Source organism: Lapidilactobacillus bayanensis (assembly GCF_003946695.1).
Classification (GTDB): domain Bacteria; phylum Bacillota; class Bacilli; order Lactobacillales; family Lactobacillaceae; genus Lapidilactobacillus; species Lapidilactobacillus bayanensis.
Genome location: NZ_RHOX01000011.1, coordinates 26515 through 44963 on the forward strand (window position 1 = coordinate 26515; position 18449 = coordinate 44963).

15 protein-coding genes are annotated in these 18449 nt (G+C 41.0%); 14 read left to right on the forward strand and 1 reads right to left on the reverse strand.

The features are described from left to right. The first annotated feature begins 5 nt into the window (after positions 1-5). The 5 genes from queA to EKM65_RS05580 all read left to right on the forward strand — a co-directional run bounded on the left by queA (position 6) and on the right by EKM65_RS05580 (position 6042). Positions 6-1037, forward strand: a complete 1032-nt coding sequence (gene queA, locus EKM65_RS05560) for a tRNA preQ1(34) S-adenosylmethionine ribosyltransferase-isomerase QueA (protein ID WP_125606474.1) — start codon at positions 6-8, stop codon at positions 1035-1037. Positions 1038-1049: 12 nt separating this feature from the next. Further along, positions 1050-2192 carry a tRNA guanosine(34) transglycosylase Tgt gene (gene tgt / locus EKM65_RS05565; RefSeq protein ID WP_125606476.1) on the forward strand — a complete coding sequence of 381 codons (1143 nt, stop codon included), beginning with the start codon at positions 1050-1052 and terminating at the stop codon, positions 2190-2192. A 128-nt stretch (positions 2193-2320) separates the two neighbouring features. Beyond that, on the forward strand, positions 2321-2728 hold the full coding sequence (gene yajC, locus EKM65_RS05570; RefSeq protein ID WP_225420413.1) for a preprotein translocase subunit YajC: 408 nt from the start codon (positions 2321-2323) through the stop codon (positions 2726-2728). 352 nt (positions 2729-3080) lie between these two features. Next, entirely contained in the window at positions 3081-5687 is a 2607-nt protein-coding gene (gene adhE / locus EKM65_RS05575) for a bifunctional acetaldehyde-CoA/alcohol dehydrogenase (protein WP_125606477.1), read from the forward strand. Positions 5688-5826: 139 nt separating this feature from the next. Next, on the forward strand, positions 5827-6042 hold the full coding sequence (locus EKM65_RS05580) for a hypothetical protein (RefSeq protein WP_125606479.1): 216 nt from the start codon (positions 5827-5829) through the stop codon (positions 6040-6042). A 99-nt stretch (positions 6043-6141) separates the two neighbouring features. Here the strand turns inward: EKM65_RS05580 and EKM65_RS05585 are convergent, their stop codons facing one another. Then, positions 6142-6357 carry a hypothetical protein gene (locus EKM65_RS05585; protein ID WP_125606481.1) on the reverse strand — a complete coding sequence of 72 codons (216 nt, stop codon included), beginning with the start codon at positions 6355-6357 and terminating at the stop codon, positions 6142-6144. A 135-nt stretch (positions 6358-6492) separates the two neighbouring features. On the opposite strand from EKM65_RS05585, the gene zwf reads away from it, so the two are divergent. The 9 genes from zwf (at position 6493) to EKM65_RS05630 (ending at position 18445) form a co-directional block, all read left to right on the forward strand. Further along, positions 6493-7950, forward strand: coding sequence for a glucose-6-phosphate dehydrogenase (gene zwf / locus EKM65_RS05590; protein WP_125606483.1), 1458 nt, complete (start codon positions 6493-6495; stop codon positions 7948-7950). Between the two features lie 206 nt (positions 7951-8156). Further along, positions 8157-9278, forward strand: a complete 1122-nt coding sequence (dinB, locus tag EKM65_RS05595) for a DNA polymerase IV (protein ID WP_125606485.1) — start codon at positions 8157-8159, stop codon at positions 9276-9278. A 307-nt stretch (positions 9279-9585) separates the two neighbouring features. Further along, positions 9586-11277 (forward strand): arginine--tRNA ligase, encoded by a 1692-nt coding sequence (gene argS / locus EKM65_RS05600; protein ID WP_164506836.1) that lies wholly within the window; start codon positions 9586-9588, stop codon positions 11275-11277. 10 nt (positions 11278-11287) lie between these two features. Next, complete coding sequence (locus tag EKM65_RS05605; protein ID WP_125606489.1) at positions 11288-11758, forward strand: arginine repressor; 471 nt, start codon at positions 11288-11290, stop codon at positions 11756-11758. Between the two features lie 37 nt (positions 11759-11795). Then, on the forward strand, positions 11796-12293 hold the full coding sequence (locus EKM65_RS05610; RefSeq protein WP_164506837.1) for a PTS sugar transporter subunit IIA: 498 nt from the start codon (positions 11796-11798) through the stop codon (positions 12291-12293). Between the two features lie 1302 nt (positions 12294-13595). Continuing rightward, positions 13596-14678, forward strand: a complete 1083-nt coding sequence (locus tag EKM65_RS05615) for a BMP family lipoprotein (RefSeq protein WP_125606493.1) — start codon at positions 13596-13598, stop codon at positions 14676-14678. Positions 14679-14826: 148 nt separating this feature from the next. Next, on the forward strand, positions 14827-16368 hold the full coding sequence (locus EKM65_RS05620; RefSeq protein ID WP_125606495.1) for an ABC transporter ATP-binding protein: 1542 nt from the start codon (positions 14827-14829) through the stop codon (positions 16366-16368). Beyond that, positions 16368-17492 carry an ABC transporter permease gene (locus tag EKM65_RS05625; RefSeq protein WP_125606497.1) on the forward strand — a complete coding sequence of 375 codons (1125 nt, stop codon included), beginning with the start codon at positions 16368-16370 and terminating at the stop codon, positions 17490-17492. Before EKM65_RS05620 ends, EKM65_RS05625 begins: the two co-directional genes overlap by 1 nt. After that, positions 17489-18445, forward strand: a complete 957-nt coding sequence (locus EKM65_RS05630; RefSeq protein WP_125606499.1) for an ABC transporter permease — start codon at positions 17489-17491, stop codon at positions 18443-18445. The genes EKM65_RS05625 and EKM65_RS05630 overlap by 4 nt, the downstream gene beginning before the upstream one ends. The last annotated feature ends 4 nt before the right edge of the window (positions 18446-18449 follow it).

Genomic DNA, 18449 nt, shown 5'->3' on the forward strand with positions numbered 1-18449 from the left:
AAGTAATGCTTACAACTGAAGATTTTGATTATGATTTGCCTCACGAATTGATTGCCCAAACGCCAATTGAAAAACGTGATACGTCACGGATGTTAGTTTTAGATCATCTGACAGGGGCGATGGCGGACAAACATTTCTACGATATCATTGATCAATTAAACCCTGGTGATGCGGTTGTCATGAACAACAGTCGGGTTATGCCAGCACGGATTTACGGAATTAAAGCCGATACTGATGGTCATGAAGAAGTACTGTTATTACGTAACACTCAAGGCGATGAATGGGAAACTTTGATGAAGCCTGCGCGTCACGCTCGCGTTGGCACTAAGGTTATTTTTGGCAATGGCGAGTTAACCGCCACAGTGACGAAGGAACTTGAACACGGTGGCCGGATGATCAAATTCGACTACGATGGTATTTTCCTAGAAATTTTGGAAAAGTTAGGTGAAATGCCTTTACCACCATATATCAAAGAAAAATTAGATGATCCTGAACGTTATCAAACCGTTTACTCTAAAGAATTAGGGTCTGCGGCTGCACCAACTGCTGGATTGCACTGGACGAAAGAATTATTGCAGAAAGTTCAAGATAAGGGCGTTAAATTAGTCTACTTAACGCTCCATGTTGGTTTGGGAACATTCCGCCCTGTTACGGAAGATAATATTGAAGATCATAAAATGCACAGTGAATTCTACCAATTCAGCCAAGAAGCAGCCGACACATTAAATGAAGTTCACAAAAACGGCGGCCGAATTGTGGCAACCGGAACGACTTCAATCCGAACTTTGGAAACAGTCGCCACCAAATTCAATGGTGAATTAAAAGAAGATAGTGGTTGGACCGATATCTTTATTAAGCCTGGTTATGAATGGAAAGCCGTTGATGCCTTCATTACTAATTTTCATTTACCAAAATCAACTTTGGTGATGTTGGTTGCTTCGTTTACTGGTCGGGAAAATATTTTAAATGCTTATCAACATGCTATTGAAGAGAAGTATCGCTTCTTTAGTTTTGGCGATGCAATGTTTATTAAGTAGAGGAATGATTAAATGACAGAACCGATCCGTTATCACTTGATCAAAAAAGAAAAACATACTGGTGCACGTTTAGGTGAACTCATCACGCCGCATGGTACTTTTCCGACGCCAATGTTTATGCCTGTTGGCACACAAGCGTCTGTAAAGTCTTTAGCACCAGAAGAATTGGACGAGATGGGTGCCGGTGTGATTTTGGCGAATACTTATCATCTATGGCTGCGTCCAGGCCAAGAAATTGTCAAAGAAGCTGGCGGTTTGCACAAGTTTATGAATTGGGATAAGGGTATTTTAACTGATTCTGGTGGCTTCCAAGTTTTTTCATTGGCTAAGATCCGTGATATTACTGAAGAGGGTGTGCATTTCCGCAGTCATCTTAGTGGCGAGAAACTTTTCTTGTCTCCTGAAAAGGCGATTGGAATTGAGAATGATCTCGGGCCAGACATCATGATGAGCTTTGATGAGTGTCCACCATATTACGAAAGTCATGATTATGTTAAGAAGTCGATCGAACGGACCTCACGCTGGGCCGAACGGGGACTTAAAGCTCATCGCAATCCTAGTACTCAGGGTTTATTCGGGATTGTTCAAGGCGCTGGCTTCAAAGATTTACGCCAGCAAAGTGCCGCCGAATTAACAGCCATGGATTTTCCTGGTTATTCGATCGGGGGATTGTCTGTTGGTGAATCAAAACCAGAAATGAATGAAATGCTTGAGTTTACTACGCCCTTATTACCTGAGCATAAACCACGCTATTTAATGGGTGTTGGCTCACCAGACTCTTTGATTGACGGTGTTATTCGCGGCATTGATATGTTTGATTGTGTTTTGCCAACACGGATTGCTCGTAACGGGACCTGTATGACTTCACATGGTCGTTTGGTCGTCAAAAATGCTGCATATGCTCATGATTTTGGTCCGATTGACGATAATTGTGATTGCTATACTTGTCGTAATTTTAGTCGCGCTTATGTTCGTCATTTAATTAAAGCTGATGAAACATTTGGTTTGCGACTAACGTCATATCATAATTTGTATTTCTTGTTGCACACGATGAAACAAGTTCGTCAGGCAATTATGGATGATAATTTACTTGAATTTAGAGCAGAACTTTTCGAAAATTATGGCTTCAATAAACCGAATGCGCGTAATTTTTAGGTTTGGTGTAGTAGTACTTTAGAATGATTTTTCGTTGTAAACGTAACTTTTTTGGGTAGATACTGGAAGTTTAGTAATTGCTTTGGTACAGTATAACTAACAATCTATGAAATTAACGAGGTGTAATTTTGAATAATCTTTTATTAGCAGCATCAACTGCGAGTCCGGCCGGTGGTAGTTTTTCATTCTTAATTATTATTGCCATTATGTTTGCTGTGATGTACTTTACAATGATTCGTCCAGGTAAGAAGCAACAAAATCAACGGCAAACAATGCTTGAGGGCATGAAGAAGGGTGACGCCGTTGTGACGATTGGTGGTCTTCATGGCGTGATCGATACGATCAATGCTGCCGATGGTACTGTTGTTATTGATGCAGATGGCATTTTATTAACTTTCAACCGGACAGCTATTCGTGACGTTAAGCCAGGTGTTGGCACAACACCAGTCGCACCTACTCAGGAAGAAACAACTGTTTCAGAAGAACCAACGGTTGATACACATGAAGAGAGTGCAGACGATTCAGATAATCAGTAAACTTAGCTAATTGCGTTTTTGGCAATCGGGTAAGTGAGAAGAATGAATAGAGTTTGCTGGCTTTTACGCAAACAAGTTTTAACCGAGCAAGACATTATCATGCGGGTGTTTGAAGTCAGCTGTTCATTTCATGACCGTGTAAATCAAGAGAACTGGGATTTTTTATCCCTGTTCTTTTTTTATTCTCCAAAATATTTGCGGTGAATTTCCTTGCCAATTAAGGCTTTTGAAAATTATTTTAAAAATTGGTGAAAGAATTCACGGAAAACCCTTTACAAATTAAATGAAATAAGGTAATATAGTTCTTGTGAAATGAATAACTAATTTGTGAAATTCTGAGGAGGATTCACCCATGGCAAAAATTGAATCTAAGAAAAATGATGTCGACGTAATGATTGACGAACTTGTTGCAAAGGCAAATAAAGCGCTTGATATTTTAGAGACCTTTGATCAAGAGAAAATCGACCATATTGTGCACAACATGGCAATTGCCGGCTTAAATGACCATATGAAATTAGCTAAGATGGCTGTTGAAGAAACTGGCCGTGGCGTTTATGAAGATAAAGCTGTTAAAAATATGTTTGCTACTGAAGAAATTTGGAACTCAATTAAAAACAATAAAACGGTTGGTGTTATCGAACGTGATGAAGACCATAAATTAGTTAAAATTGCAGAGCCTCTTGGTGTTTTAGCTGGTGTTACGCCAACAACTAACCCAACTTCTACAACCATGATGAATGCGTTGATCGCAATCAAGACACGTAACCCAATTATCTTTGCTTTCCATCCTGCTGCTCAAAAGAGTTCTGCTGCTGCCCTAGATTGTCTTCGTGTTGCTGCCGAAGAAGCAGGTTTACCAGAAGGTGCCTTGGCTTACGTTGCAACACCAAGTATTGAAGCAACTCAGACCTTGATGAATCATCCTGGCGTTGCTTCAGTTATTGCAACTGGCGGCCCTGGCATGGTTAAATCAGCTTATTCAACTGGTAAACCAGCATTAGGCGTTGGCCCTGGTAACGTGCCTTCATATATTGAAAAGACTGCTAACATTAAACAAGCCGTTAACGATGTTTTACTTTCTAAATCATTTGATAACGGGATGGTTTGTGCTTCTGAACAAGCAATTATCGTTGATGAAGATATTTACGATGACGTTGTTGCTGAATTGAAGGCACAACATGCTTATGTTGCAAATAAAGCCGAAGTTAAACGCCTCTCACCAGTCGTTATCGATCCTGAGAAACATTCAGCAAGCAACAAGATTGTTGGTCATCCTGCCACTGAAATTGCTGAAAAAGCTGACATCAAAGTTCCTGCTGACACAGTCGTAATCGTTGCCCCAATCGATGGTGTCGGTGATGAATATCCACTTTCTCGTGAGAAGTTATCTCCAGTTTTAGGTTTGTTAAAAGCTAAGAATCATGAAGATGGTTTTGCACTTTGCCAAGAAATGCTTGAATTAGGTGGTAAAGGTCACTCGGCCGCTATTCATACCGCAGATGAAGACTTAGGCATTGAGTTCGGTGTTAAGATGCATGCATCACGTATCTTAGTTAACCAACCATCTACTTTCGGTGGTATTGGTGATCTTTACAACAACATGATTCCTTCACTGACATTAGGTTGTGGTTCATACGGACATAACTCAGTATCACATAACGTTGGTGCCTTCGATTTATTAAACATTAAAACGGTAGCAATGCGTCGGAACAACATGCAATGGGTAAAGTTGCCTTCCAAAATCTACTTTGAAAAGAATTCAGTAAACTACCTTGAAAAAATGGACGGTTTGAAACGGGTTTTTATCGTAGGTGATCAAGGTATGGCTAAGCTTGGCTATGTCAAAAAAGTAGAAGATACTTTGAATCGCCGCCAAGAGCCAGTTATCTTCCAAACATTCGTTGATGTTGAATCAGATCCTTCTTCAAACACTGTTTATAAAGGTGCTGAAGCAATGCGCGCCTTTAAACCTGATACAGTCATTGCCATCGGTGGTGGTTCTGTCATGGATGCAGCAAAGGGTATGTGGTTATTCTACTCACATCCAGATGCTTCATTCTGGGGTGCTAAGCAGAAATTCATGGATATCCGTAAACGGACTTACAAGTTCCCAACTATGGATGATGTTAAATTAGTATGTATTCCAACAACTTCTGGTACTGGTTCTGAAGTAACACCATTTGCTGTTATTACTGATAGCGATACTGGTATCAAATATCCTTTGGCTGACTATGCCTTGACACCAAACGTTGCCATCGTTGATGCTCAATTTATCGAGACTGTCCCTAAGACGGTTGTCGCTGACTCTGGTATGGATGTTTTATGCCACGCTATTGAAAGCTTTGTTTCAACAATGGCTTCACATTATACTCGTGGCTTGAGTTTACAAGCTGCTAAGTTAGTCTTTGACAACATCAAGAAGAGTTATGATGGCGACAAAGAAGCACGAGCTAATATGCATGATGCTTCAACAATGGCCGGTATGGCTTTTGCAAATGCTTTGTTAGGCATCAACCACTCAATCGCTCATAAATTAGGCGGCGAGTATCATTTACCTCACGGACGTGTTATTACGATTACTATGCCACATATTATTCGTTATAACTCATTAGTTCCTGCTAAGCGCCAGATTTGGGCTAAGTACAATTACTTCCGCGCTGACGAAGATTATGCTGAAATCGCACGTTATGTTGGCTTGAAAGGCAATACAACAGAAGAATTAGTTGATGCTTTGATCAAGGCAGTCACTGAGTTAGCTGAAAGTGTCGGCATTAAGATGTCATTGAAAGCACAAGGTATTACTAAGGAACAAGTAACAAGTGCCGCTGGTCGTTTAGCTGAATTAGCCTACGAAGATAACTGCACGATTACTAATCCTAAAGAGCCATTGATTGCTGATATGAAACAAATCATCTTGGATGAATATGAAGGAACAAAATCAAGCTTTGACAAGAAATAAACAGTGATTAAAGAAATACTCCGGTTTTTTCGGAGTATTTTTTTGTCGTTGTTTGCCAAGCGTGTTCAATCCAAAAACTGTTTTGTGGTGGTTCTCCGCGTTTGCGCAAAGGTTGCATGTGAAGCATGCGGGTGCCGTGGTGGAAAATAAATACTTGTCGCTGGAACGTAGTGGGCGTCGATTTGAGCCGATTGCAGGACAAATCGTCTCAAATACGAGCCTTAATGTAAGCAATAAATTGCCAACATTAATGTCACTACTGAGCGGTATTTATTTTCCACCACTAAACAAGCGAGAGGGCAACCTTTGTGCAAGCGCTGAGTTGACGAGTGGTTGGGTCGCTTCTAATTTTTAGAAGTACAAATTTGCAGTTAAATCATACCACTACATCTCTTTTGTCAGTGCCGGAGGGAAATCGCGGTCAGCCGCGGAATTGTTGTTAGTGGTTTACCACTTACAACAAAGCCTGAGTTTGAGACAAATTGGGTTTGATTTGGCTCAAACCAGGCTCGCAGCGTTCCACCAGCGCATTTTCCGTAGGCACGAAGAACCACAACATCACAGTTCTAGGCTTTGCCATTTCAATATGGCTTACATTAGCAATTACCAGCACATTTTTTTGAGATATTTTTAGAGATACGAAGCGTATTTCTTTAATTTTTAGGTTCAATAATTTGATTCTCATGCCACTTTACATTTGCGACAGCATACTGACAAATGCAAAGTTTAATTGCTTAAAAAATGGGGAAACTTAGTGTAAAATGATATAAGTATAAATATGTTTAGAAGAGGTCAACAAAAACTAATGGTTAAAGAGAACAATACGCTGTTTGTTATTTTTGGTGGGTCAGGTGATTTAGCACACCGTAAATTGTATCCGGCTTTATTTCAACTTTATTTAAAAGGTTCTTTAAACGAACATTTTGCTGTCATTGGTACTGCACGTCGACCTTGGTCACATGAATTTTTCCGTGCCGGCGTTCTTGAAAATTTGAGTGATGGCACTGTTGAGCAACGTGAGACTTTTGTTGAACATTTCTATTATCAATCACACGATGTTAAAGATTCAGCACATTACGTGGCGCTAAAACGTTTAATTGACGAATTAGATGCTAAGTATCAAATCAACGGTAATCGTCTGTTTTATATGGCGATGGCGCCAGCATTATTTGGAACAATTGCTGACCATTTGCGTTCTGAACGGTTGTTAAGTACTGGTGGTTATAATCGATTGATTATTGAGAAGCCGTTCGGTCATGATTACGAGTCGGCGCTTGCTTTGAATAACGCTATTGTTGGTACGTTTGATCAAGATCAAGTCTTTCGAATCGATCATTACTTAGGGAAAGAAATGGTCCAAAATATTCCGTTCATTCGGTTTGCTAATCCGTTCTTGGATGCCGTTTGGAATCGTGATTATATTGATAATATTCAGATTACATTGGCGGAATCACTAGGTGTGGAAGAGCGCGGCGGGTATTACGAAACTGCTGGTGCATTGCGGGATATGGTCCAAAACCACATCATGCAAATTATCGCGATGTTGGCTTTTCCACGGCCGACTAAATATGCGGATCAAGAGATTAACCAAGCTAAAAGTCAGGTTTTCGCCAGCTTACCTGTTTACACGCCTGCAGAAGTTGCGACTAAGTTTGTGCGTGGTCAATATGGTCAAGATATCGCTGGCAAGCAGGTGGCATATCGCGATGAGGACAAAATTGAGCCAACTTCAACTGTTGAAACTTTTGTGGCTGGCGAAGTTGATTTGAACTTGCCACAATGGCAAGGCGTTCCATTTTACGTTCGGACAGGTAAACGTCTACCCACGAAAAAAACACGAATTGACGTGGTTTTCAAGGCTGACACATCACAATTATTTGCTGCACAACAACCCGTTAATCCTGTGTTGACGATTCAGGTAGAACCGGAATCTGGGATCGAGTTAACGTTGAATGGTAAAGAAATTGGAACAAGCAGTTTAATTGAACCTCATCAATCACAATACTTGCTAAATGCTGACCAGCAAAAGCAAGTGCCTGATGCTTATGAACGTTTGCTTTTAGAGGCTGTCTTAGGCAAGCAGGGCAACTTTGCGCAGTGGGAAGGTATGGCAGGCTCGTGGCACTTCGTCGACGCCATTCGCTCCGCCTGGGCGCAAGAACCGACTGTAGATTTCCCTAACTATCAATCAGGAACTATGGGACCCAAAGCTGCTGACGAGTTACTAACCAAGACTGGCCGTCATTGGATCTATCAGGGTTAAGTAAGTAGTGTGAAACAAATGTTGGGTTAGGTTTGAGATTAACTTAGCGATGTCATTCGATTAGTTTGATAGTCGGACTAAATGTGAATGAGACGATTGCCTCGCTCAAAACTAGGTTCTCGTTTCGTGACGACACAAAGTAAAAGGAATCAGGTTTTTAGCCTGGTTCCTTTACTTGTTTATCGAGTGAAAAGGAGGTGGTGAAGTTGTCTGAATGGTTGGAAGTGCCGGTGCAATATCATGTTGAACGTAAGATTATTCATGTGGATATGGATGCTTTTTATGCGTCGGTGGAAATTCGCGAACATCCAGAACTAAAAAATAAAGCCGTTGTCATTGCCCATGACCCCCGTAAAAATCACGGACATGGAGTCGTCACAACTGCTAATTATGTTGCCCGTCGTTATGGTGTTCATTCAGCAATGCCGGCTGCACAAGCCTTAAAATTGATTCCAAGTAGAGAATTAGTTTTTGTGCCACCTCATTTTGACCTTTATCGCCAAGTGTCGCAGCAAGTTCATCAGATCTTTCACCAAGTTACGGAAATGATCGAGCCAATTTCGCTGGATGAAGCCTTTTTAGACGTGACACATAATAAAAAGCACGAAACCAACACGATTAAGTTGGCACAATGGATCCAACAACAAATTTTTAAAGAAACGCATCTAACTTGTTCGTTAGGCATCTCTTATAATAAATTTTTAGCAAAAGTTGCCTCGGATCATAATAAACCAGTCGGCCGAACAATTATTCGGCCAGAACAAGCGCAGATTTTTTTGCACGATTTGCCGATTGAACAATTTTTTGGCGTGGGTAAAAAAACGCAGGCGATCTTGCATGAGTTGAATATTTATACCGGCGGTGATTTAATTAAAGTTCCGCAAATGACCTTGATTCGACGCTTTAATAAAATGGGTTTTGTGATGTATCAGCATGCTCGCGGCGTTGATGATAGTCGCGTTCAAGAGCGGCGAGAACGGCAATCAATTGGTAAGGAGCGGACCTATAATCCTGATATTCAAACCGAAGAACGGGTTGAGCGACAGTTGCGTTTAATTAGTCAAATGGTGGCCGGCGAATTAGCTCAGAAACAAGTGCATGGTCGAGTATTGGTTTTGAAGATGCGCAACAGTGAGTTTGTCACGACAACTAAGCGACAATCGCAGGACCAATATTTACATGATGCAGAGCAGATTTTTCAAATTGCTTGGCAATTGTGGCAAACTTATGGTGACTTGTCGCAGGGAATTCGTTTATTAGGAATAACTGTGACGGATTTGTATCCGCAAAATTTTGAAAATATTGACTTACCATTATTTGAACCATAATTACTGAGGAAGTTCTGCAAATTATTGTAAATTTAATGGACTGATTGTGGCATTATGATACTAAAGTATGTATACTTAATGTATAAATTAATTGCAATAGCAATGGGAATTTAATTGTACAGTCTGTTCGTTTATTAAAAAACTTGCTGGAACACTTTTATTCTAACGCGGCTCATTGATAACCTTGGATTAGTGACTGTCTAACCAGTTTTAATTGACTAGCCAATTATTCATTAGCATGGTACCGCGGAATTCCTGTCTCTGATTAATTAGGGACGGGTTTTTGTTTGTAAAAAGGAGGATGACCTTGGATATTAAGTCAACGATCGTTAATAGTTTAAAATCAGTTTTGGCAGATGAGTTGTCTGCTGAACAAATCACAAAATTACTTGAAGTACCTAAGACATCGAAATTAGGTGACTATGCTTTTCCAACTTTTATTCTGGCCAAGTCGCGACATCACGCACCACAAAAAATTGCGGCTGAGTTAGCTGAGCAAATTGACCCAACACCCTATGAAAAAATTGCGGCAACTGGCGCTTACATCAACTTCTTCTTGGATAAAGGTGAGTTTGCGGAAGCAATGTTGCATGAGATTATTAGTGCTGGTAATCATTATGGTGATGATAATGTAGGTCAACAAGGTAATGTTCCGATTGATATGTCGTCACCTAACATTGCCAAGCCAATGTCAATGGGGCATTTGCGTTCAACGGTCATCGGGAACTCATTAGCTAATATTCTAACTAAAATTGGGTACCAGCCCATTAAAATCAATTATCTGGGGGACTGGGGCACACAATTTGGTAAATTAATTGTTGGCTATCATAAATGGGGCAGTGAAGAAGCGATTAAGGCTGATCCAATTGGCAATTTATTGAAGTATTACGTGCAATTCCATGAAGCAGCAGAAGAAGATCCCGAATTAAATGACGAAGGACGCGCCTGGTTTAAGAAATTAGAAGACGGTGATCCTGAAGCAACTCATCTGTGGAAATGGTTCCGCGGCTTGTCATTAGCTGAATTCCAAAAGATTTATGACCGTTTAGGCATTACGTTTGATTCATTTAACGGTGAAGCTTATTACAACGATAAAATGGATCCGGTTGTTGACGAATTAGCTGCCAAAGGCTTGTTAGAAAAGAGCCAAGGTGCACAAATCGTTAATTTAACGGCTGAAAACTTGACGCCGGCTTTAATTAAGCGGACTGATGGGGCGACTTTGTATATCACGCGTGATTTGGCTGCTGCGATTGATCGTTACAACAAATTCCACTTCGTTAAATCATTGTATGTTGTTGGTAGTGAGCAGACAGAACATTTCAAACAATTAAAAGCCGTTTTGAAGAAAATGGGCGACGATTGGGCCGATGATATTATTCATGTACCATTTGGTTTGATTACCAAAGACGGTAAGAAGCTTTCAACGCGTAAAGGTAATGTTGTTTTACTGGATCAAGTTTTAGATGAAGCGGTTGGATTAGCTAAAGAACAAATCTCTGCTAAAAATCCAGCGCTTGCTAATGCTAACCAAGTTGCTGCTCAAGTTGGTGTTGGCGCCGTTGTATTCCACGACTTGAAGAATGACCGCATGGACAGTTTTGACTTTAGTTTGGGTGAAGTGGTCCGTTTCGAAGGTGAAACTGGTCCTTATGTCCAATATTCGAATGCCCGCGCTCAAAGTATTTTACGTAAAGCTCAGCAAGATGTCGATCTTAATGGTACACTGACCTTGGTTGATCCCGCGGCGTGGGACACGTTAAAGGCGCTGGCCGATTTTCCGGCAACGATCTTGCGAGCAGCACGTGAATATGAACCATCAGTTATCGCTAAATATGCATTACGCTTAGCTAAAACTTTCAATAAATATTATGCTAATTCAAAAATCTTGGTTGTAGATGATCAACTGAATGCGCGGTTAGCACTTGTGCAAGCAACCAGTCAAGTCTTAACACAAGCGTTGTCATTGTTAGGTGTGCAAGCACCAATAGAAATGTAGGTGGAGTGTTATGAAGAAAAAAGAGCGTCAAGTTATTTTGCAAAAAATTATTCAAGAACATTTAGTTCACACGCAGGAAGAGTTGCAAGGATACTTACACGAGTATGGTGTGCGGACAACGCAAGCAACTTTATCTCGTGATTTGCGTGAGTTGAAGATTACAAAAATGCGCGATGAATATGGTAAGTCCCGTTATTTGAAGTTGTCAACAGAGACAACTGGTGATGCACAGGCCCGTCTTTTTTCAGCACTAAAAACAGTCACCAAGTCAATTGACACGGTTGAGTTTTTAGTGATTATTCATACTAGCCCTAGTTATGGTAACTTCTTGGCTGCAGCACTTGATGACTTGCGGGAGACACCACCGACCGATATTTTAGGAACAATTGCCGGACACGATACAGTGGTCGCATTTTGTAAAGATACAGCCCAGGCCCAGGCTGTGTCCTATTATCTAAAGGATCACTTGCGTTTACTCTAATAAAAATTTGCTTATTTTTGACTAAGGGGTAATAATCTTGGCATTGTTAAAGTTTGGCTTTGTCAAAAAGTCCGATCAAACCGTTATTTTTTCACCGGTTGAAGGTGAAGTTGTTGATTTGATTAAAGTTCATGATCCGGCACTAGCTCAGAAGAACTTGGGCGATGGCTTTGCTGTTGAACCAACGGACAATGTGATTTATGCGCCGGTCTCAGGACAGGTAACGATGATTGCCACGACACAACATGCAATTGGTTTTCGAATGGCGAACGGTCTTGAAGTGTTGCTACATTTGGGCCTCAATACGTCGATGTTGAATGGCCGAGTCTTTCACCTACGAGTTAAGCACGGCCAAAAGGTTACTGGTGGTCAACGAATCGCAACCGCCAATTTCAATCGAATTCGCGCACAAGGTTTTGATGATACAGTAGTTGTGACTTTCCCGAATTCAGAAGCGTTCAGTGCCACACCCAATATTTTATACGGCCCGGCATTTGGTGCACAAAAACTTGGCCGAATTCATTTACAGCAATAGAAATAACAGCAGATCGACAGTGGAACTGGGATAAAAATCTCAGTTCTTTTTATTTGGGTTGTGGATTTTTGATAAGATGAAACGATTTTGCCAGTGTGAGCCTTCTTCCTTGCAATCGATTACATAACTTGGTACTATATAGTTGTAAAGAGGAGCAGATGCTCAGCTAGATGGATAATATATCGATCTGGCAACAAAGAACTAGTGATCATTAGTCAAGCGATACTCAACGAAGGCCAAAGTTGAGTGGTGCCAAATGAGGATACTCTGTAGAGCCTGAAGGGCATAACAGCAAGGTTCTCGTGTACTAGAGCAGTACGATTTAAGTGCAAAGGCTTAAGTTAAGATTTAGGATCCAACAGATCGTCAGTATCTAAGTAGATCGTGAATGACCGATTCGTTCGAATGAGAATTTAGGACGTTTCAAAGAAGATTAGACAATGATGAGTCAATCATTGTGTTTGAACCAGGTGAACTGACTAGAGCAGGGACTTGGAGTAAAAAGTAAAATGCAGCGGTAGTTGTTCGAAGATTTAATCAGAAAGCAGTACCAAAGCAGTAACAGCTTAGTCGTTAGATCAACGAAGCTGTTAGTAACAAAGACAGCAAACAGGAACAAGGATTGAAAAAAGATGTTTGCTGTGATAACTGAATAGCATGAGGTGTTAGATATTACGAAAGATATGCAAAACGCATCTGACTTCTCTTTACGCAACAAAAAGGCGACCTAGCTGAAGTATCAATTCAACTAGGTCGTCTATTTGTTTGTCATGAATTGATTGAGATGACAAAACTTGAAAGAAAGATTCCCTTTTCGATTGAATTGATCAGTTGTAGAAGGAAACAAATAGTTTTGTTTTCGATTGGTTTTAACCAGTCAGAAATAGTAGCTATAAAGAAGCGCAAACTTAGAAACAATCCTTTAATTTTTCTGAGTAAGCGCTATCTTATTCTTGATGAGTATGAGATAATTAGGCGCGGGGATATTACAGTTTCATTTCAAATATTTCAAAAATTGGCTTGATAAACCCCTTACATCATGATGAGATTCTGAAAAATTGTCTGTTCGTTCATTCTCTCATTTACATTGACATAGGCCAACTATTTTGATAAGTTTGATAAAGAATGTTCGTGCCTTAAATTATCACATTTTGGGTCGCAACATTCCGGGCATTATTTCGCGGGCTAATCATTCACGCCTAACTCCATGGGTTGCGTCTCCTAAGATAACTCATCTTAATTAATTCGGTTCTAACGATCCAAAGATTGCTGAACAAACTTTTTTAGGAGGGCTTTACAGAAATGAAAAAAGCAAAAGTTTTCGCCACTGCCGTTTTGACTGCAGTTGTTGCATTAACCTTGGCCGGTTGTGCGGGTAAGAAATCAGGTACAAGTACTTCAGGTAAGTCAGAGACTACCAAACATACTGTTGCATTGATCACAGATACCGGTGGTGTCGATGACCGCTCCTTCAACCAATCTGCGTGGGAAGGATTACAAGCATGGGGCAAGTCCCACGATTTATCTCGTGGTAATTCTGGATTCCAATATTTCCAATCTTCTAACGAATCCGATTACATTCCGAATATTAACCAAGCAACACAAGCTGGATTCAAGACAATCTTTGGTATTGGGTATAAGTTGCAACCAGCGATTAAGCAATCAGCAAAAGATTCACCAAAGACAAACTTTGTTATTATTGATGATGCAATCGAAGGCGTGAAGAACGTTGTTTCTGCCACCTTCAAAGATAATGAATCATCATATTTGGCTGGTATTGCCGCTGCATATACAACCAAGACGAATAAAGTTGGTTTTATCGGTGGTGTTAAGGGCGACGTTATTGATCGTTTTGATGCTGGTTTTGCAGCAGGCGTTAAAGCTGGTGCAAAGAAGTTAGGTAAATCAGTTACAGTGATCAACCAATATGCTGGTGACTTTAACGCACCTGATAAAGGTAAGTCAATTGCCCAAGGTATGTACTCACAAGGCGCAGACATTATCTTCCATGCGTCTGGTGCTACTGGTAACGGTGTCTTCCAAGAAGCAAAAGCAATCAATCAAGACGGTTCAAAGAAAGTATGGGTTATTGGTGTTGATCGTGATCAGTCCGCAGAAGGTAAATACAAAACTAAAGACGGTAAATCAGCTAACTTTACTTTAACATCAACACTTAAGGGTGTCGGTGCTGTCACAGAAGATCTATCCAATCAAGCAATGAAGGGTAAATTCCCTGGTGGCAAGCATTTAACTTATGGCTTGAAACAAGATGGTGTTGGTTTGACTGACGGTCAACTTTCAACCAAAGCTAAAGACGCTGTTAAGGAAGCTAAACAACAAATTATTGATGGAAAAATTACAGTACCAGAACATCCTGCTAAGTAAAAGCGTATAGACTGACTGGAAATACTCCTTCGCTCATGCAGCCGAGGGGTGTTTTTGTCTTCCATGGGAAATGATGACAATCGGTCTGAATTGTTGATTGAGCAGGTCGTTCTGAGCTACAAGTAAGTTTCTGGAATGTGAGGTAGCAATGACAAAGTCAGAGTATGTAGTTGAAATGCGCAAGATCACCAAAGATTTTGGCGGTTTTAAGGCCAATGACCAAGTTGACTTGAAGGTAAAACCTGGTGAAATTCACGCTTTGTTAGGCGAAAATGGGGCCGGGAAATCAACGTTGATGAATATTTTGTCAGGATTATTAGAGCCAACTTCTGGTGAAATTCTGTTGAATGGTGAACCGGTTAAGATTGACAGCCCCACAGCGGCTAATCGATTGGGTATCGGGATGGTACATCAACACTTTATGTTAGTTGATGCTTTTACCGTGACCGAGAATATTATTCTGGGGAATGAGCCGAGCCATCTTGGCGTGATTGATCGTAAAAAGGCTGAGAAAGAAATTAAAGAGCTCTCAGATAAGTACGGCTTGGCGGTCGATCCGACTGCTAAAGTACGGGATATTTCCGTCGGTATGCAGCAACGTGCCGAAATTCTTAAAACGTTATATCGTGGTGCTAATATTTTAATTTTTGATGAGCCAACCGCCGTTTTAACGCCTCAAGAAATTGAAGAATTGATCGAGATTATGAAGAGCTTGGTCGCAGAAGGCAAGTCAATCATCTTGATTACACATAAACTTGATGAAATTCGTCACGCGGCAGATCGCTGTACAGTTATTCGGCGGGGTAAGAGTATTGATACCGTTGAGGTCAAAGGAACAACCAGTGAGGAATTGGCCGAAATGATGGTTGGTCATAGCGTTACTTTTAAGATTCCGAAGGCACCTGCGCAAATTGGCACACCAATTTTGAATGTTAAGGGACTTAAAGTTAACGAAAGCCGTGGGTTACCAGCTGTTAAAGGAATTGACTTTACAGTTCACGCAGGTGAAATTCTGGGTATTGCGGGAATCGATGGCAATGGGCAGACCGAATTGATTGAAGCTTTGACTGGCCTGCGTAAGGTTGTCGGTGGTGCTGTTGTCATCAAAGGTAAGGATGTTACCAATGCTGCTGTTCGTAAAATTACGGAAACCGGTGTGGCGCACGTGCCAGAAGATCGACAGAAGTATGGCTTGGTTTTACAAATGTCCTTGTCTGAGAATTTAGCCCTACAAACTTATTATCAAGCGCCAATTAGTCATCACGGTATTTTAAACTATCATGAAATGCGTCAAGAAGCTTTACGATTGATTAAGGAATATGATATTCGCACGACCAACGAACAGCTGAGAGCAGGCGAACTTTCGGGTGGTAATCAGCAAAAAGCTATTGTTGCGCGGGAATTGGATCGTAATGCTGACTTAGTTATTGTCGCCCAACCAACACGCGGGCTTGATGTTGGTGCAATCGAATATATTCATCGCCAATTAATTGATCAACGTGATCAAGGTAAAGCAATCTTATTAGTCAGTTTTGAATTAGACGAGATCATGAATTTATCAGATCGAATTATTGTACTTCATGACGGCAAAATTGCTGGGGAAGTTCGTCCTGAAACCACAACTGAACAAGAATTAGGCTTGTTAATGGCTGGTTCTAGCAAACAAGCAGCAGCTCAGGAGGTGAAGTAATGTTAAAAGTCAGTCAACCTGTCAAGAGGATTTTAGTTCCTTTAATTTCGATTTTCTTAGGCTTTTTAGTCGGTGCCATTGTGATGCTAATTTTTAGTTATTCACCGATTCAAGCTTATGCGTCAATGTTCCAGGGCGCACTGGGCAGCATGTCTGGTATTGGTGAAACATTACGTCAGGCGACACCATTGATTTTTACGGCATTAGGTTTCTCCGTTGCTTATTCCGCTGGTTTCTTCAATATTGGGATGTCCGGTCAAGCCTTAGCCGGGTGGGTGGCCAGTATTTGGGTAGCCTTAGCGTTTCCTAGTTTGCCAACATACGTCTTGTTACCCTTGGCCATTATTGTTGGTGCTTTGGCAGGCGGCTTTGTTGGTGCTATTCCTGGTGTGCTACGAGCTTTCTTTGGAACCAGTGAAGTTATTGTCACCATCATGCTGAATTATGTCGTGTTATATACTAGCACCTATTTATTACAGAATGTGATGCCCAAGAGTTTTCGCTCAAGCACGGATTCTACCCAAACGATTACCTCTCATGCTTCCTTGCGAATGGGCTGGTTACAAAATGCTTTTGGTGGTTCGCGAATTAACGCCGGTTTGTTTTTGGCATTAATTGCCATTATTATCTTCTGGATTATGATGAAGAAGACAACGCTTGGTTTTGAAATTCGTTCAGTTGGTATGAATCCTTTTGCTTCTGAATATGCTGGTATGAGCAGTAAAAAGACGATTATCATGTCAATGGTCATTTCTGGTGTGCTTTCTGGTTTAGGTGGTGTTGTTGAAGGCTTAGGAACTTACCAGAATTTCTTCACGCAAACATCATCACTTTCAATTGGGTTTGATGGAATGTCCGTGGCTTTGCTAGGTGGTGGAAGTGCCTTAGGGATTTTGTTAGCATCGTTATTATTCAGTATTTTAAAGATCGGTGGTTTAGGCATGCAAACTGGTGCCGGAGTGCCGTTTGAAATTGTTAATATTGTGATTGCGGCTATTATTTTCTTCGTCGCAATTGATTATGTGATTGGTTTGTTGTTCAAACAGAAGAAAGCCAAAGATGCTGATGCTGGGGCCAAACCAGAACAAGTCATTCATCAGCCGAAGGGAGGAACAGAGGTATGAGTTGGGTTAGTATGTTATCTTTAATCGTTTCTTCAACCTTTGTCTTTTCGACACCTTTGATTTTTACTGCGATTGGTGGTGCCTTCTCAGAGAACGGTGGTATCGTTAACGTTGGCTTGGAAGGTATCATGGTGATGGGCGCTTTTAGCTCGGTCGTGTTTAATTTAACGTTCGCGGATACCTTTGGTAAAGCAACGCCATGGCTAGGTTTGGTTGTTGGTGCGATTGTGGGAATCGCAATTTCGTTATTGCATGCGATGGCGACAATTAACTTTCGTGCTGATCATATTATTAGTGGTACGGTTATTAACTTATTGGCACCAGCATTGAGTGTCTTCTTGGTTAAAGCAATTTATGCTAAAGGTCAGACAGATAATATTGCGCAAAGCTTTGGCTATTTCAGTTTCCCAGGCTTATCTAAAATACCCATTATTGGGCCGATTTTCTTCAAAGATACGTCCTTGTTGGCTTATATTGCAATTTTAGTAGCCATCTTTTCTTGGTGGGTGTTATATAAGACGCGTTTTGGCTTACATCTCCGGTCTGTCGGTGAAAATCCTCAGGCTGCCGACACATTAGGCTTGAACGTTTATCGCCTGCGTTATTCCGGTGTCATTATTTCAGGTTTGCTAGGTGGCATTGGTGGGGCAATTTTTGCACAGTCAATCTCTGGTAATTTCTCTGCTGGAACGATTGTTGGTCAAGGTTATATTTCGATGGCAGCGATGATTTTCGGTAAGTGGAATCCAGTTGGCGCGATGGGTGCAGCATTGTTCTTCGGCTTTGCTCAAAGTTTAAGTATCATCGGCGGCCAATTGCCAGGAATCGACAAAATTCCTGCGGTTTACTTACAAGTCGCTCCTTATGTCTTAACGATTGTTGTCCTAGTATTGTTCTTAGGTAAAGCTGTTATGCCAAAAGCCGACGGAACGAATTATGTTAAGTCGAAATAATTTT

What these genes read in the sequence shown, in the direction of transcription:
- EKM65_RS05630 (WP_125606499.1), top strand. Translation starts at nt 17,489, where the DNA reads ATGAGTTGGGTTAGTATGTTATCTTTAATCGTTTCTTCAACCTTTGTC.
- EKM65_RS05620 (WP_125606495.1), top strand. Translation starts at nt 14,827, where the DNA reads ATGACAAAGTCAGAGTATGTAGTTGAAATGCGCAAGATCACCAAAGAT.
- queA (WP_125606474.1), top strand. Translation starts at nt 6, where the DNA reads ATGCTTACAACTGAAGATTTTGATTATGATTTGCCTCACGAATTGATT.
- EKM65_RS05605 (WP_125606489.1), top strand. Translation starts at nt 11,288, where the DNA reads ATGAAGAAAAAAGAGCGTCAAGTTATTTTGCAAAAAATTATTCAAGAA.
- EKM65_RS05625 (WP_125606497.1), top strand. Translation starts at nt 16,368, where the DNA reads ATGTTAAAAGTCAGTCAACCTGTCAAGAGGATTTTAGTTCCTTTAATT.
- adhE (WP_125606477.1), top strand. Translation starts at nt 3,081, where the DNA reads ATGGCAAAAATTGAATCTAAGAAAAATGATGTCGACGTAATGATTGAC.
- tgt (WP_125606476.1), top strand. Translation starts at nt 1,050, where the DNA reads ATGACAGAACCGATCCGTTATCACTTGATCAAAAAAGAAAAACATACT.
- zwf (WP_125606483.1), top strand. Translation starts at nt 6,493, where the DNA reads ATGGTTAAAGAGAACAATACGCTGTTTGTTATTTTTGGTGGGTCAGGT.
- EKM65_RS05615 (WP_125606493.1), top strand. Translation starts at nt 13,596, where the DNA reads ATGAAAAAAGCAAAAGTTTTCGCCACTGCCGTTTTGACTGCAGTTGTT.